This window comes from Massilia sp. R2A-15 (genome assembly GCF_030704305.1).
Classification (GTDB): Bacteria; Pseudomonadota; Gammaproteobacteria; order Burkholderiales; family Burkholderiaceae_D; genus JAFCUW01.
Genome location: NZ_CP131935.1, coordinates 2,366,377 through 2,381,842, shown reverse-complemented (window position 1 = coordinate 2,381,842; position 15,466 = coordinate 2,366,377). Strand labels below are relative to the sequence as shown.

Genomic DNA, 15,466 nt, shown 5'->3' with positions numbered 1-15,466 from the left:
AGTGACATGAGCAAACCAACTACCCGCAGCAAATCCTACGAAGTCCGGCGTTCGACGGTGCACGGCAACGGCGTGTTCGCCACGCGCGCCATCGAAGCCGGCGAGCGCATCATCGAGTACAAGGGCGAGCGCATCGACTGGCCCGAGGCGCTGCGCCGCACCGCGGAGAAGGACGGGCCGGTGGGTCACACCTTCTTCTTCACGCTCGACGACGGCAACGTGATCGACGGCGGCGCGAAGGGTAACGACGCGCGCTGGATCAACCATGCGTGCGAACCGAATTGCGAGGCGTATGAAGATGACGGCCGGGTGTATATCCACGCGCTGATGGACATCGAGCCGGGCGAAGAGCTGAACTACAACTACGCGCTGGTGTACGACGAGCGCCACACGGCGAAGGTCAAGGCCCAGTTCAAGTGCCTGTGCGGTACGCCGGGTTGCCTTGGCACGATGCTGGCGCCAAAGAAGCGCAAGTCGCGCGCGAAGTCCGCCGTCGGCTGACGCCGGAAATTAACAGACTCCGGGTCTGACCCCGCAGGGTCAGACCCTTCGCGAAGCGCCGCGAGCGCCTGGAAGCCGCAGTCATTGCGCTAGCTGGCGATACTTCGGCAAGTTGCCTGACGATTCTTCAGCTTCTTCATAAAGGCCCTTCAACTCGTCAGCGACGAGCGAATAGTCCACCAGCTCTTGCTCGAGATCGGCCAGCAGCGGGTCTTGCGCATCCATGCGATCGTGCTGAGATGCAAGCCGCTCGACTTCCTTTTGAACTAGTTGCACCAACACGACCAGCGACTGATTGCTAAGTTTATTCATGTTCGGGCTCCGCCTCTGTTCTATTTGCTGGCCACCGACGCGAGTGCGGCGGGTTCAAAATGGTGGTCCGCAGCCAATGAAACCAAATTGTAGCCAGTGAGCCGAATGCGGAGCCTGCTTTCGCTCAGCATAGCTTTGTTGATTCCCGTCAACACTCTGCGCACAACTGCGGAGTAACTTGGCCGCTGCAGCAAGTTTCCTTCATGCTACGGCAAAGCCGGGCAGCCAGTGGAGGTGATAATGAGTGGTAGCCAGATCATTGCGGCAGGTGCGGCGCTAGATGCGTTTAGCTGCGACACTCAGCGCAATAGGCTCATGCGTCTAGAGTTCCCGTTCAAAGACGGCCCGCAAACCGCGATCCTTCTGCCAGACACGCTTCACGCCCACGAAGAGGTATCGCGCGACTTCCGGTTCGATGTAGAGTTGCTGTCGGACGATGAATGCATCCCACTCAAGATGCTGATGGGTAAGATGGTTGCGATCGCGCTGGTGCGCGCGGACGGGTCGCTGCGCTACTTCAACGGCTACGTTTCGGAGTTCCGGTTCGTGCGCACCGACAGCGGCTTTGCCTTTTACCATATGGCACTGGTCCCCTGGTTGGCGTTCGCCAGATTGCGCAAGGACAATGTCTCCTTCCACGCCAAGAGCGTCCGCGAGATCACCGAGGAAACTTTTAAGCAGTACAGTCAGGCCGACTGGCAAATGTGCAGTGTCGATAATGACAAGCGGCTGACCGTTGCCAATCAGTACAACGAGACCGATTACAACCACCTGCACCGCCGCTGGGAAACGCTCGGGCTGCACTACTGGTATGAGCACCGGCTCGACGGCCACACGCTGATGTTGTCGGACCAGAGCATGTTGCGTGGGCCGATTGACGATTCCGGTCACAACCATGCGGGCGTAATCCCGTTCCACCCCGAGAATGGGGCTCTGGAATACGAAGGTGTCCGCAAATGGACGGCCGTGCAGCGCCTGGGTTCCGGCAAAACCACGCTGGCGAGCTTCGACTACAAGAACCCGGTGGCTCGGCGCGCTAGCGCCCATTCGGAGAACGCTCAGCCCGATGTCGTCCCTTACGAGGTGTACGAAGACACCGGTTCCGACGGCTTTCGCACCCACCTCGACGGCGAACAGCTGGCGAAGCAGCGCATGTTGGAGAAGGACAAGGACACCCAATATTTCGAGGCTGAGGGTAACGACCGGGCAGTGCAGGCGGGGCGCACTTTCAGGCTTGGCAAGCACGTCAGCGCCAAGGTGCGCCTGGCGCAATACGATCGCGGGAGGGACGGCAGCGAGGGCAGTGGCGAATATCTGATCCTTTCGGTCGACCACGATGCCAGCAACAACTATCAAGCCGGGAAGGAGGCACGTTCGCACTATAGGAACCGGATGGTCTGCGTCCGCCAGGACGTCTGCTGGCGCCCGGGTACCAATTTCAATAGCCAGCCATGCCCCAATCCAGGCGTCCAGACGGCGATCGTCGTCGGCCCGGATGGATCGGAGATTTACACCGACGGCTTCGGTCGCGTCAGGGTGCAGTTTCACTGGGATCGGCTCGGAACGTACAACGAGAACAGTTCGCCTTGGATTCGGGTAATGGCGCCGGCGGCGGGCCAGCAGTCGGGTCAAATCCGCCTGCCTCGCGTGAACGAGGAAGTAGTCGTCGTTTACGCGAACGGCAATATCGACCATCCGCTCATACTCGGGTCGGTTTATAACGGGAAAAACTTTCCGCCTTGGAAGCTGCCGGAACAATCCGCATTGGCCGGCTTGCGAAGCCGGGGAGCTAGGTGGAGGCGTACGTGGCAACCACCTCATCCTGGACGATACGAAGGAAAAAATCCAGGTCCAGCTCAAGAGCGATCACCGTTGCAGCCAACTCTCGCTCGGGCACATTACGCGTATTGAAGACACTGCCGGCCGTAAGGACGCACGCGGCGAAGGCTGGGAGTTGCGGACCGACGGGCACGGTGTGGCGCGTGCCGCGCACGGCATGCTGATAACGACGGAAGCCAGGCAAGAGGCACGCGGGCCGATCAAGGACATGGGCGAAACCTCGCATCGACTAACCGTGGCGGGGGATCAACATCAGGTGCTGGCGAAATTGGCGCAGCAGAGCGGGGCCCAGGACGCGGGAGACAACCAAGAGAACGTCGCGGTCGCGCTGCAATCGCAGGCCGATTCGGTGCGCGGTTCCGTTAGCCCCGCCGAAGGATTTCCTGAACTTGGCGCCCCTCATATCGTAGTTGCAAGCCCGGCGGGCATTGCCGCCACCACGCGAGGTGACATCCATGTTGCGAGCGACCACCACACCGGCATCACGACTGGCAAGAATCTCTCGCTTGCCGTCGGGAAGAATCTCTTCGCGAGTATCCGCCAGACCCTCCGGCTATTCGTCCAGAAGGCGGGCATGAAACTGGTCGCAGCAGGCGGCGATATTGACATCCAGGCACTGTCGGATGGAATCAAACTACTGGCCAAACTCGAGATCTCGCAGCAGGCAAACCGCATCACCATCAGCGCCAAGGAGGAGGTCGTCATTAATGGGGGCGGGAGCTATGTCAAGTTTGCGGCAGGATCGATAGAACTCGGTACAAGCGGGACCTTCGTCGCGCATGCCGCAAACCACAGTGTGCGTTCAGCGAAAAGCGTTACGGTGCCTTCGATTACGCCCAAATATTCGTCGAGCTCTGAATACGATCCAAACGATTTGGAGCAGCACTTCTCCTTTCAGGACGAGGACGGCAACCCAATCACGTGGCTTCACCATCGGATCGACAGTTCCGGAACGAAGTTGCATGAAGGCGCCCTCGACGCCCAAGGACGAACTCCAGCGTTCCCGATGGACAAAGAAATACTCGGTACTTTTTGGATGAAGCGGGAATGATATGTCTGACCAAAAAAATGAGCAGCAGGAGCGAAGCCTATCCGCGCCGATTGAGGGGAACATCGACCCCGAAATTAAACTTTTGGCCGCCATCGCTTACGGTGAGGCGTCAGTACAGGACGAACCAGAGGAAGTTCTCGGTATCGCATATGCGGTATGCAACCGGGCTCGTGCCTGGGGGAAGACGGTTTCCGGCATGCTGAAAGCGGATTCCCACTATACCTACGCAGCAGATGGTACGAACAAGCGATTCAATTTGTTGTTGTCGTCATCGGCCGTAGCGATTAATAAGTCGATACCGATGCGGACAGCGGTGAACGCGGCTATCAATGCGCAGAACGAAAAAGGACATGATCCATCCAACGGCGCGTTTTGGTGGGATGGTGTGGATCTAAAAGAAAAGAGATCCAAAAACCCACGAATTAGCCGCGGATTTAAGTATGGGGCGCAAGAGCACAATATTTACCAAATGGAACCGATTCTTAAAGTTGGAATTCGGTACTGGCAAGTCCAAAACACGAAAACGAAGAAGCTGGTCGACAGTGCTGAGCGCGGGCGTTTTGATACGGTATATGTCTCGACTGCGGCGCGAGGGCAAACGATCTTTTGGCGGTACAACCCTGATTTCGTAAAAGCAACTGGTACAAAGGATTACAAATGAAATTCGGCATAATTCTTTTCGCTTTCTCGCTTTCTGCAACCGCGGCAGAGAAAGTGGACAACCAACGATTTTACGCTACCCGCGAGCAGCAAATTTTTAAGGAAGAAGATAAACGGGAATTCAAGTGGGGATACATAAAGGGCGATGATGTGCCATTTGCCACTTGGAGCGGCTTTGTTAGCGGACGCTCTGTCTATATTGAAGTTCACGGAAATACCGTAAGGTTGCAGGCGGGCGAAAAATGGACCATTTTATCCTTTGCCAGTGCGCCTGCTTTACCTGGCGGCGACGCGGGTTCGCCAACGCTCGACGACAAAGGCGCAGATATTTATGTCAAGTCCGCGAAGGACCGCCGAGACAGTCTTATCTGCATCGAATCGCTCGGTCCCGATATTTATACGCGTCACCGTCCATATTGGGAGGTGTATGTCATTACAAATCCTCTCGCCGATCCTGGTATTTATCGCATATCGGGCATAAATGCCGATTGCCGAGGAATTGAGCGTGCACATAATGGTAATTTGCTCGTGCCAACATGGGATGTTCGTAAAGATAAAACTCCGGGAGTTGTGATTAACTATTATGCGATAGAGAAAAATGGATTTCGGAAGACGGGGATTCGCTTTACAGGCAGCATTGCGTCGGAATACGCGGATGAGTACATAATCGACAGCAGGGATTGAACTCATGCTCAGAACATCCCGTTTTCATGCGCGCAGCAGCCAGATTCCGGCTCGGGCGGGGATCTGGTCAGCGCGCGAAGATGCACCGCCGACAAACACGCTACAGTCATTGCGCGGGCTGGCGATACTTCGGCACGGTACCGGACCATGGTTCCCAAGGTCTTCCTAGACGCTCCTCAGTTCGTCAGCGACCCGCGCACGGTCTAGCATCTCTTGCTCCAGAGCAGCTTTCAGCAGGCCCAGGTATCCCTATGATCGCTCGGGGACCGGCGATTCTCCGCGGCCCATTTCCTCGCACCTACGAAGGCAGGTACCAATACTGAATGTGCTTTCGGCGCATTTCTCGCGCAGCAACGGTGCCTGCCTTCGCAGGACGGTGAGCAGATTATTCGTTGGGGCGCCAAATTGCTTTATACTTAAACTATTATCAGGCCCATGGAGCGGGAATGAAGATAGTTTGCGTGGGAGGCGGCCCGGCGGGCCTGTATTTCAGCCTGCTGATGAAGCAGCACGACCCGTCGCACGAGATCACTGTCGTCGAGCGCAACCGCCAGGACGACACCTTCGGCTGGGGCGTGGTGTTCTCGGACCAGACGCTGGGTAATCTGGCCGCCGCCGACGAGCCGACCGCGCGCGCCATCCTGCAGTCGTTCAACCACTGGGATGACATCGACGTCCATTTCAAGGGCAGCACCGTCACCTCCGGCGGCCACGGCTTCTGCGGCATCGGCCGCATCCGCCTGCTTGGCATCCTGCAGCAGCGCTGCCTCGAGCTGAGCGTGAACCTGGTGTTCGGCACCGATGTGGCAGACGATCAAACGCTGGCCGCGCAATATGGCGCCGACCTGGTGGTTGCCTGCGACGGCCTCAATAGCCGCATTCGCAACCGCTACGCCGGCACCTTCCAGCCCGAAATCGACCAGCGCCAATGCCGCTTCGTCTGGCTCGGCACGCGCCAGAAATTCGACGCCTTTACCTTCGCCTTCGAAGAAACCGAGCATGGCTGGTTCCAGGCGCACGCCTACCAGTACGACGAAAACACCTCCACCTTCATCGTCGAAACGCCAGAAGAAGTTTGGCGCGCCTGCGGCCTCGATGAAATGAGCCAGCAGGACGCCATCGCGTTCTGCCAGCGCCTGTTCGCCAAATACCTGGGCGGCCACGACTTGATGAGCAACGCGTCGCACCTGCGCGGCTCGGCGATGTGGATCCGATTCCCGAAAATCGCCTGCCGCGAATGGGTGCACTGGAACGATTTCGACGGACGTCGCGTGCCGGTCGTGCTGATGGGCGACGCCGCCCACAGCGCGCATTTCTCGATCGGTTCGGGAACCAAGCTGGCTCTGGAAGACGCGATCGAACTGGCGCGCAGCTTCGCCCGCGGCGGCAGTGTCGACAAGGTTCTGGCGTCGTACCAGGAGGCCCGCTCCATCGAGGTGCTCAAGCTGCAAAGCGCGGCGCGCAATTCGATGGAGTGGTTCGAGAACGTCCAGCGCTACACGGCGATGGAGGCGGAGCAGTTCGCCTACTCGATGCTCACCCGCAGCCAGCGCCTGTCGCACGAGAACCTGCGCCTGCGCGACCCGGCCTACGTCGAACACTTCGAGCGCTGGATCGCGCGGCGCGCCTTCGAGCAGGCCGGTGTCAACATGCCGGCCGCTGCCAAGCCGATGCCGCCGATGCTCACGCCGTTCCGGGTGCGCGGCACGGTGCTGAAGAACCGCATCGTGGTCTCCCCGATGGCGCAGTATTCGGCGCAGGATGGCGTGGCCGGCGACTATCACCTGATGCACCTGGGCGCACGCGCCATGGGCGGCGCCGGCCTGGTATGCGCCGAGATGACCTGCGTGTCGGCCGACGCGCGCATCACGCCTGGTTGCCCAGGCCTGTACGAGCCGCGTCACACCGAGGCCTGGCGCCGCATCGTCAACTTCGTTCACGCCAACAGCGACGCGAAGATCGCGATCCAGTTGGGCCACGCCGGCGCCAAGGGCTCGACCCGGCGCGCGTGGGATGGCGCCGACCTGCCGCTCGACGAGGGCAACTGGCCGCTGGTGTCCGCCTCGCCGCAGCAGTACCTGGCCGGCGTATCGCAGGTGGCGCGCGAGGCGAGCCGCGACGACCTGCGCCGCATCCGCGACGACTTCGTGCGCGCCGCGCGCATGGCCGCCGACGCCGGCTTCGACTGGCTGGAGCTGCACTGCGCTCACGGTTACCTGCTGTCGTCGTTCATTTCTCCACTGACCAACCATCGCACTGACGAATACGGTGGCTCGCTGGATAACCGCTGCCGCTTTCCGCTCGAAGTGTTTGCCGCGATCCGCGCCGTCTGGCCGGAAGAGCGGCCGATCAGCGTGCGCGTGTCGGCGCACGACTGGGTCGAGGGCGGCATCGTGCCTGGCGACGCGGTGCAGGTGGCGCGCCTGTTCAAGGAGGCCGGCGCCGATATGATCGACTGCTCGTCGGGCCAGGTCAGCAAGCTGGAAAAGCCGGTGTACGGACGCATGTTCCAGGCGCCGTTTTCGGACCGCATCCGCAACGAGGCGCAGATTCCGACGATCGCCGTGGGCGCCATCTACGAAGCCGACCACGCCAACAGCATCATCGCCTCCGGCCGCGCCGACCTGTGCGCGGTGGCGCGGCCGCATCTGATCAACCCGGCCTGGACGCTGACCGAGGCGGCCAAGATCGGCTACACCGCGCTGCCATGGCCGAAGCAGTACTACGCGGCCAAGGTGCAGCTGGAACGCAATCTGGAACGCGAACGCCAGCTCGCTGCGGCAAACAGCGGCTTGACGCCGCAGCAAATCGCAGCCCGGCTGCTCGAAGGCTAAAGGAGAATCACACGATGCGACATTTGACGGGCGAAGCCCACCAGCTTCCCGGCCAGCGCAGCACTCTGGCCGATTACGCCGCGCGCCACTTCCGGTTCGAGCTTGGGCAGGGCGTGGCCACCATCACGCTCGACCGTCCCGAGCGCAAGAATCCGCTGACTTTCGATTCGTACACCGAGCTGCGCGACCTGTTCCGCAAACTGGCCGAGGCCGACGACGTGAAGGCGGTAGTCATCACCGGCGCGGGAGAGAACTTCTGCTCGGGCGGCGATGTGCATGAAATCATTGGCCCGCTGACGAAACTCGACATGCCCGGCCTGCTGGCATTCACCCGCCTGACCGGCGACCTGGTGAAAGCGATGCGCGCCTGTCCGCAGCCGATTGTGGCGGCCATCGACGGCGTGTGCGCCGGCGCCGGCGCAATGCTGGCGCTGGCTTCCGACCTGCGCTACGGCACCGCGCGCAGCAAGACTGCCTTCCTGTTCACCCGCGTCGGCCTGGCCGGCTGCGACATGGGCGCCTGCGCCTTGCTGCCGCGTGTGATCGGGCAGGGCCGCGCCGCCGACCTGCTTTACAGCGGCCGCAGCATGGGCGGCGAAGAGGCTGAACGCTGGGGCTTCTTCAATCGCCTGTGCGAACCGGGCGAAGTGCTGGCGCAGGCGCAGGCGCTCGCCGCCTCGCTCGCCGACGGGCCGACCTTCGCGCACGGAATGACCAAGAAGATGATGCAGCAGGAGTGGAACATGGGCGTCGACGAGGCGATCGAGGCGGAAGCGCAGGCGCAGGCGATCTGCATGGCCACCAACGATTTCCACCGAGCCTACCACGCCTTCGCGGCGAAACAGAAACCGCAATTTGAAGGCGACTGAGACGACATGGCAGACACCAAATACCTGGATTGGCCGTTCTTCGAGCCACGCCACAAGGAACTGGCGCAGGCGCTCGACGCGTGGGCGGCGGAGCATATTCACGACGACCACGGATCGAACATCGATGAGGCCTGCCGCTCGCTGGTGGCGCAGCTCGGAGCGGCCGGCTGGCTGAAACACGCGGTCGGCGAAAAAATCGACACGCGCGCGATCTGCCTGATCCGCGAAACGCTGGCGCGCCATTCCGGCCTGGCCGATTTCGCGTTTGCGATGCAGGGACTGGGCAGCGGGGCGATCTCGTTGTTCGGAAGCGAGGCGCATCGCGAGCACTACCTGCCGAAAGTGGCGCGCGGCGAGGCGATCGCCGCCTTCGCGCTGTCCGAGCCGGAGGCCGGTTCCGACGTCGCGGCGATGCAATGCGCGGCGCGGCTGGACGGCGACCACTACATTCTCGATGGAGAGAAGACGTGGATCTCGAACGGCGGCATCGCCGATTTCTACGTTGTGTTCGCACGCACCGGAGAAGCGGCCGGCTCGCGCGGCATCTCGGCGTTCATCGTTGACGCGGATTCGCCCGGTTTCGAGATCGCCGAGCGGATCGAGGTCATCGCGCCGCATCCGCTGGCGCGCCTGCGCTTTTCCAATTGCCGCGTGCCGGCGGTGAACCGGCTTGGCGCGTCGGGGCAGGGCTTCAAGGTGGCGATGGCCACGCTCGACGTGTTCCGCACCTCGGTGGCGGCGGCGTCGCTCGGGTTTGCGCGGCGCGCGATGGACGAAGCGCTGGCGCGGGCCGCTTCGCGCAAGATGTTCGGCAAGACTCTGGCCGACTTCCAGCTGACGCAGGCGAAGCTGGCGCAGATGGCCACCGGAATCGACGCCGCGGCGTTGCTGACCTACCGCGCCGCCTGGCAGCGCGACCGGGGCGAGCGCGTCACGCGCGAGGCGGCGATGGCCAAGCTGACCGCCACCGAAACGGCGCAGCAGGTGATCGACGCGGCGCTGCAGATGTTCGGCGGCCTGGGCGTGGTCAGCGGCCAGCCGGTCGAGAAGCTGTATCGCGAAATTCGCGCGCTGCGCATCTACGAAGGCGCCACCGAGGTGCAGCAATTGATCATCGCGCGCGAGCTGCTGGACGATGTCGGCGTGAAGCCGCAGGGCTGACATATTTAAAGGACGAACATGGAATTCTTGCACCCTGCAGGCTGGCCGCGTGCCAAGGGATATTCGAATGGCGTAGCAGCGTCAGGACGCACGATCTGCGTCAGCGGCATGATTGGCTGGGATGCCGATGGCGTGTTCCAGACCGACGACTTTGCCGGCCAGGTGCGCCAGGCGCTGGCGAACATCGTGGCGGTGCTGGAAGAGGGCGGCGCCCGGCCCGAGCATATCGTGCGCATGACGTGGTACGTCGTCGACAAGAAGGAGTACCTGGATGCGGCGCGTGAGGTCGGCATCGCTTACCGTGAGCTGATCGGCAAGCATTACCCGGCGATGAGCGCCGTGCAGGTGGCCGCGCTGATCGAGGACCGCGCCCGCGTGGAAATCGAAGTGACGGCGATTGTCCCGGAATAGATCGAAGCCGGGGTCTGGTCCTGCGGACCTGACCCCATTGTCGCAATTCGATAAACTCAACATGGGGTCAGGTCCGCAGGACCAGACCCCTTCCTCCGGTTACAGCCCGACGGGGAAAGTCTCTGGCGCCTCGCCGGTATCCCAGTGGCTGGTCGTCTCCAGCGGCTGCACCGCGTCGGTGCGGTCGAAGTGGATCACCGCGTCAAACTGCTGCGGCAGGTCGGCTGTGAAGTAATGGCTCTGGCGTTCGGTGCGCGGCAGGTACAGCACGCCGATTGCGCGCTCGAGCCGCTGTTCGCTCAGTGCCTCGCGCACCGCGCCGGCGGGCCGCAGCGGCAGCATGAAGTTGCCGATGCCGGTCTGGTGAAACACATCCTCGTAGCTGCCGTCGAGCGCAGGGCGCACCTGCTTGCGCTCGGCCGGGCCGTCCCAGTCCGAGGCCGCGGTGACCCAGCCGTCATACGTCGAAAAGCCCACCAGGAAGGCATCGTCGCCATAGCGTTTGCGCGACAGCTCGCCGACATTCCACTCGCCCTGGCGGCCGATTTCGGTGGCGCGCGCGTCGCCCACATGCGAGTTGTGCTCCCACACGACGATGCGCGGCGGCGTGCCGCGCGTTTCGCGCAGGTGCACCGACAGCGCGTCGAGCGTGTCCGACATGTGCTGGTCGCGCAGGTTCCATGAGGAGATCCGGCCGCGGAACATGGTGCGGTAGTATTCCTCGGCGTTCTTGACCAGCCGCGCGTTCTGCTGCGCGTAGAAGAAGGCGTCGCTGGCGGCGATGCCGTCCTGGCGCATGTAGTCGGCGGCGCGCTGCTGCAGCTCGTGCAGCTGGGCGATCACTTCGTGCTGGCACGATTCGGAGTGGCCGATGCCGGCCGCGTAGGCGTATTGCTGGCTGTCGTCGCCGTAATGGTCGAAGCAGCCGTAACGCTGGCGCGCTTCGCCGGCGGCGTCCGGGTCGACCTGGTCGAGGTAGCGCAGCACTTCGGACATCGAGGTGAACAGGCTGTAGAGATCGAGGCCGTAGAAGCCGGCCTTGGCGGCGGGCGCCTGGCGGTCGTTGTAGCTGCGCAGCCAGTCGACGAAATTGACCACATCGGCGTTGCGCCACATCCAGCTGGGGAAGCGCTGGAAGCCGGCCAACGCGCTTTCGGCGTCGTGGTCGTCGCCTTCGGCGCGCACGTAGCGGTTGACGCGGTAGGCGTCCGGCCAGTCGGCTTCGACGGCGACCGCGGTGAAGCCCTTTTCGGCGATCAGCCGCTGGGTGATGCGTGCGCGCTCTTCGTAGAATTCGTGGGTGCCGTGGGTGGCTTCGCCAAGCAGGACGTAGCGGGCGTCGCCGATCATGTCGAGCAGGCCGTCGTAGTCGGCGGGGGCGCCGCGGATGCACTGCGCGCGGGCGGCGATCGCGGCGTTCAGTTGCGATTGGGCGAGGCTCATGGCTCAGGAATCCTTTTCAGCGTGCCATGCCAACGCTAGCAGATCCTGCACTTCGGCGTCGCTCGTCTGGTCGAAGTGGCGGTACCACTGGCTGACCGCATGGAAGCCGAATGGCGTGGCCAGGCAGACCATCTCGTCGACTTCGGCCTCCAGCGCCGCCACGCTGTCCGGGGCGCCGACCGGGGCGGCGACGACCAGCCGTGCCGGCCTGCTTTTCTTGACCACTTCAACGGCGGCGCGCAGCGTGGCGCCGGTGGCGATGCCGTCGTCGACAATGATCACGGTGCGTCCTTCCAGCCTGGGCGGCGGGCGGCCGCCGCGGTACAGCTTGTCGCGGCGCTCGATTTCCGCCAGCTCGCGCTCGGTCGCTTCCTCGATCGCCTGCTTGGTCACGAGGCCCGATTCGACCAGGCCGGCCTGGACCACGCGCACGCCGCCGGCGCCGACCGCGCCCATCGCGTATTCCTCATGGCCCGGCATGCCGAGCTTGCGCACCAGCATCACGTCGAACTCGACGCCGAGGGCCTTGGCCACGGCGAATCCAACCGGCACGCCGCCGCGCGGCAGTGCCAGGATCAGCACATCGGGCTTGCCGGCATATTCCGACAGACGCTCGGCCAGCAACTGGCCGGCATGCGCGCGATCCTTGAAATGATCCCCGATCGCCATGGCCGCCCCCTACATTACGTCGCTCATTTCTTTATATGACAGGAGCCCGGCGAATTCAAGCCGGTGGAGTCAGCCCAGGTTTTCGCGGTGGAAGCGCAGATGGTCTTCCATGAAGGTGGAGATGAAGTAGTAGCCGTGGTCGTAGCCCGCATGGCGCCGCAATTCGAGGCGCTGGCCGGCCTGCGCGCAGGCGCTTTCGAACACTTCGGGACGCAGCTGGGTGCGCAGGAACTTGTCGCCCAGGCCCTGGTCGATCAGGATGCCGTTGGGGAAGGGCGCGTTCATCGTGCGCATCAGTTCGCTCGCATCGTAGCGCTGCCAGGCGGCGTGGTCGGCGCCCAGATAGCCGGTGAACGCCTTCTCGCCCCAGGGACAGAGCGAAGGCGCAGCGATCGGCGCAAAGGCGGACACCGAGCGGAACAGGTCCGGGTTGCGCAGCGCCATCACCAGCGCGCCGTGGCCGCCCATCGAATGGCCGAAGATGCCGACGCGGTCGCCGTCCACCGGCAGCTCGGCGACGACGAGTTCGCGCAGCTCGAGCAGATAGCTGTACATGCGATAGTGGCGGCTCCACGGCTCGGTGGTGGCGTCGAGGTAAAAGCCGGCGCCGGCGCCGAAATCCCAGTCGTCGGTTTCACCGGGCACGTTGGCGCCGCGCGGACTGGTGTCGGGGGCGATCAGGATCATGCCCTCGCGCGCCGCGTAGCGCTGGGCGCCGGCCTTGGTCATGAAGGTTTCTTCGTTGCAGGTCAGGCCGGCCAGGTAGAACATGGCCGGCAGACGCGTGCCCGCCGGCGCGCGGGGCAGGAAAACCGAGAAGCGCATCGGCAGGCCGATTGCGGCGGAATCGTGCTGGTAAAAGCGTTGCAGCCCGCCGAAGCAGGCATGTTCACTAAGTAGTTCTGGCATACGGTGGTCCGGATCGGGTTAACTGCCGCAGTATGCCTTGCCGCGCCGATTATTGCCAACGCGCGCAGATTGCGCCCGCTAGCCGTCGAGATGGTGCGATACGACGGCGCGCACCGTGGCGAAGTCGTCACTGGTCGCTCGCAGAGCGGTCGCCAGCAAGGTGAACCTGGCGCGGATCTCGAGGTCCGTCGGCCCGTGCTGGCCGGGCAGCGCGGGCGCGATGCCGATCCAGTCGTCCGCATGGATGCCAAACAAGGTTGCCCAACTGCCGATGCGCACGCCCGCATACAGAAGCTTGCATTCGAGCGGGGCGCAGCCGCCCGCCATGCAGGCGAGGAAGAACATGCTGTCGGCGTCGTCGCGCACGATGGCGGCGTTGCGCAGGGCAACGTCATGGATGATGGCCGCGCGCCGGTAGCGGCCGGTGAACGGGCTGCCCACCGAGGACCACAGCGTGCGGGGAATGGTGGCGCCATTGGTGACGGCGCCCTTGGGCGCCTCCCAGCGCCGGCCGCTGGGATCGGTGTACCAGAACGTTTCGAGCAGCCGCATGTCGCGGTCCTCGCCATTTTCACTCAGCCATTCAGTCTTGGGATTGCCCGAGAACGTTCCGCAGTCCATGATGGATCACCTCCGCCTTGCCATTTCAGCACGAGGTGCGCGATCCCGCGCTGGGCTGGCGCAAGAACGCGGGGGTTCTGCCATCCTCCATCGCGATCGTTCAGGCCGCGGCGACAAGATCGGGGTCAGGTCCGCAGGACCAGCCCCCCGGACTTCGTTTCAGACCAGCTGGAACGCGCCGACCAGGGCGCCGAACCCGAGAACCCACAGCAGATGGATTTTCGTGCGCCAGATGACCAGGCCGCTGGCCAGGGCGAGCGTCCACAGCGGCCAGTCGTGCCGCGCATCGGCGCCGGCCGAGCCAAGGATGAAGCTGGTCGAGAGCAGCAGCGCGATGACGATCGGCGCCATGCCTTGCTTGAAGGCACGCACCGCGCGCAACTCGCGGTTGCGGTGGCCCCACTGGGCCGCGACGTAGGTCAGCACGGTGGAGGGAATCATGATGCCCAACATGGTCACCATCACGCCGAGCACGGCGGCGGCCATGCTGCCGGCGTTGAGGCCGACATTCCAGCCCATCAGCGCGACGAACAATACGTTCGGTCCCGGCGCGGCCTGGGCCAGCGCAATCGACGCGTTAAATTGCGCCTGCGTCAGCCAGTGATGCTGCTCGACCAGGTAGCGGTGCATTTCCGGCGTGGTGGAGATGGCGCCGCCGACCGACATCAGCGACAGCATCAGGTAGTGCGAGAACAGGTCGAACCAGTCGGCCCAGCCGAGCACGAGGTGAATTGGCGGGCTCATGCTTTCAGCCTGCGGTAGGTCAGCACGCAGCCGAGGCCGCCGAGGCCGATCAGCACGTAGCTCAGGTGAAAGTGCAGCAGCGCGACCATGACGAAGCCGGCGATGGCGATGGCGGCGCACCAGGCCAGCGGCATCGGGTTGCGGCTCAGCGCTGCCGACAGTTTCAGTCCCGCCGCGCCGATCAGCCCGGCGGATACGGCCGCCATACCGCGCAGCGCGCCGGCCACGTACGGGTTGTCGGCGAACTGGGCGTGCACCAGGGCCAGCAGCAGGATCAGCACCAGCGGCACGGCCAGCATGCCGGCCAGCGCCGCCATCGCGCCGGCGAGGCCGAAATAGCGCCCGCCTATCATCATCGACAGGTTCACCACGTTCGGGCCGGGCATGATCTGGGCGACCGCCCAGTCTTCGATGAATTCGTCCGGCGTCAGCCATCGCTTGCGCTCGACCAGTTCGCGCTGCACCACGGCCAGCACGCCGCCGAAGCCTTGCAGGGCCAGTAAAGTGAAGGAAACGAACAGGTCGGTCAGCGATTGCGGACAGGGCCGCGGGTCGGGGGGCGCAGAGGTCATACAACCATTATCGCGTGGGGCGGCGCCGCTTGTCCATGCTGGAAAGTACTAATTCGGGGCGCATTCGTGCCGGACGACACGCGCCGTGAACGCGTGGTAGTGTGCACCTGTTCGCCGATGTTGAACGCCCGTATTGACATTTCGATGGGAAGCTGACATTGACTTTGACTGGCGTTCGCGGATACT

16 protein-coding genes are annotated in these 15,466 nt (G+C 63.3%); 9 read left to right on the top strand and 7 right to left on the bottom strand.

Annotation, left to right across the window (positions count from 1 at the left end; all coding sequences use genetic code 11):
• The first annotated feature begins 6 nt into the window (after positions 1-6).
• Entirely contained in the window at positions 7-501 is a 495-nt protein-coding gene (locus tag Q4S45_RS10875; RefSeq protein ID WP_305511806.1) for an SET domain-containing protein, read from the top strand.
• 81 nt (positions 502-582) lie between these two features.
• On the opposite strand, the gene Q4S45_RS10870 is transcribed toward Q4S45_RS10875, so the two are convergent.
• A complete protein-coding gene (locus Q4S45_RS10870; protein WP_305511804.1) occupies positions 583-813 on the bottom strand; it encodes a hypothetical protein in 231 nt (76 codons plus the stop codon).
• A gap of 240 nt (positions 814-1,053) precedes the next feature.
• Here Q4S45_RS10870 and Q4S45_RS10865 point away from each other — a divergent pair, with 240 nt between their 5' ends.
• The 8 genes from Q4S45_RS10865 to Q4S45_RS10830 all read left to right on the top strand — a co-directional run bounded on the left by Q4S45_RS10865 (position 1,054) and on the right by Q4S45_RS10830 (position 10,322).
• The gene (locus Q4S45_RS10865; protein WP_305511797.1) at positions 1,054-2,724 is read left to right on the top strand and encodes a type VI secretion system Vgr family protein; all 1,671 of its coding nucleotides are present in this window, start codon (positions 1,054-1,056) and stop codon (positions 2,722-2,724) included.
• Entirely contained in the window at positions 2,633-3,703 is a 1,071-nt protein-coding gene (locus Q4S45_RS10860; RefSeq protein WP_308633179.1) for a type VI secretion system Vgr family protein, read from the top strand. Before Q4S45_RS10865 ends, Q4S45_RS10860 begins: the two co-directional genes overlap by 92 nt.
• 1 nt (position 3,704) lies before the next feature.
• Positions 3,705-4,364 (top strand): hypothetical protein, encoded by a 660-nt coding sequence (locus Q4S45_RS10855; RefSeq protein ID WP_305511795.1) that lies wholly within the window; start codon positions 3,705-3,707, stop codon positions 4,362-4,364.
• A complete protein-coding gene (locus tag Q4S45_RS10850) occupies positions 4,361-5,047 on the top strand; it encodes a hypothetical protein (RefSeq protein ID WP_305511793.1) in 687 nt (228 codons plus the stop codon). Before Q4S45_RS10855 ends, Q4S45_RS10850 begins: the two co-directional genes overlap by 4 nt.
• A 446-nt stretch (positions 5,048-5,493) precedes the next feature.
• Positions 5,494-7,881 (top strand): bifunctional salicylyl-CoA 5-hydroxylase/oxidoreductase, encoded by a 2,388-nt coding sequence (locus Q4S45_RS10845; RefSeq protein WP_305511791.1) that lies wholly within the window; start codon positions 5,494-5,496, stop codon positions 7,879-7,881.
• Positions 7,882-7,895: 14 nt separating this feature from the next.
• On the top strand, positions 7,896-8,750 hold the full coding sequence (locus Q4S45_RS10840) for an enoyl-CoA hydratase family protein (protein WP_305511789.1): 855 nt from the start codon (positions 7,896-7,898) through the stop codon (positions 8,748-8,750).
• 6 nt (positions 8,751-8,756) lie between these two features.
• Positions 8,757-9,911, top strand: coding sequence for an acyl-CoA dehydrogenase family protein (locus Q4S45_RS10835; protein WP_305511787.1), 1,155 nt, complete (start codon positions 8,757-8,759; stop codon positions 9,909-9,911).
• Between the two features lie 18 nt (positions 9,912-9,929).
• Positions 9,930-10,322, top strand: a complete 393-nt coding sequence (locus tag Q4S45_RS10830) for a RidA family protein (protein WP_305511786.1) — start codon at positions 9,930-9,932, stop codon at positions 10,320-10,322.
• A gap of 99 nt (positions 10,323-10,421) precedes the next feature.
• Here the strand turns inward: Q4S45_RS10830 and Q4S45_RS10825 are convergent, their stop codons facing one another.
• The 6 genes from Q4S45_RS10825 to Q4S45_RS10800 form a co-directional block, all read right to left on the bottom strand.
• Positions 10,422-11,765 (bottom strand): erythromycin esterase family protein, encoded by a 1,344-nt coding sequence (locus Q4S45_RS10825; protein WP_305511783.1) that lies wholly within the window; start codon positions 11,763-11,765, stop codon positions 10,422-10,424.
• Positions 11,766-11,768: 3 nt separating this feature from the next.
• Entirely contained in the window at positions 11,769-12,434 is a 666-nt protein-coding gene (locus Q4S45_RS10820) for a phosphoribosyltransferase (protein WP_305511781.1), read from the bottom strand.
• A 69-nt stretch (positions 12,435-12,503) separates the two neighbouring features.
• Positions 12,504-13,343 carry an S-formylglutathione hydrolase gene (fghA, locus tag Q4S45_RS10815; RefSeq protein WP_305511778.1) on the bottom strand — a complete coding sequence of 280 codons (840 nt, stop codon included), beginning with the start codon at positions 13,341-13,343 and terminating at the stop codon, positions 12,504-12,506.
• Between the two features lie 78 nt (positions 13,344-13,421).
• Positions 13,422-13,895, bottom strand: a complete 474-nt coding sequence (locus tag Q4S45_RS10810) for a DUF1353 domain-containing protein (protein ID WP_305511776.1) — start codon at positions 13,893-13,895, stop codon at positions 13,422-13,424.
• 228 nt (positions 13,896-14,123) lie between these two features.
• Entirely contained in the window at positions 14,124-14,708 is a 585-nt protein-coding gene (locus Q4S45_RS10805) for a chromate transporter (protein ID WP_305511775.1), read from the bottom strand.
• Entirely contained in the window at positions 14,705-15,280 is a 576-nt protein-coding gene (locus Q4S45_RS10800) for a chromate transporter (RefSeq protein ID WP_305511774.1), read from the bottom strand. The genes Q4S45_RS10805 and Q4S45_RS10800 overlap by 4 nt, the downstream gene beginning before the upstream one ends.
• Between the last annotated feature and the right edge of the window lie 186 nt (positions 15,281-15,466).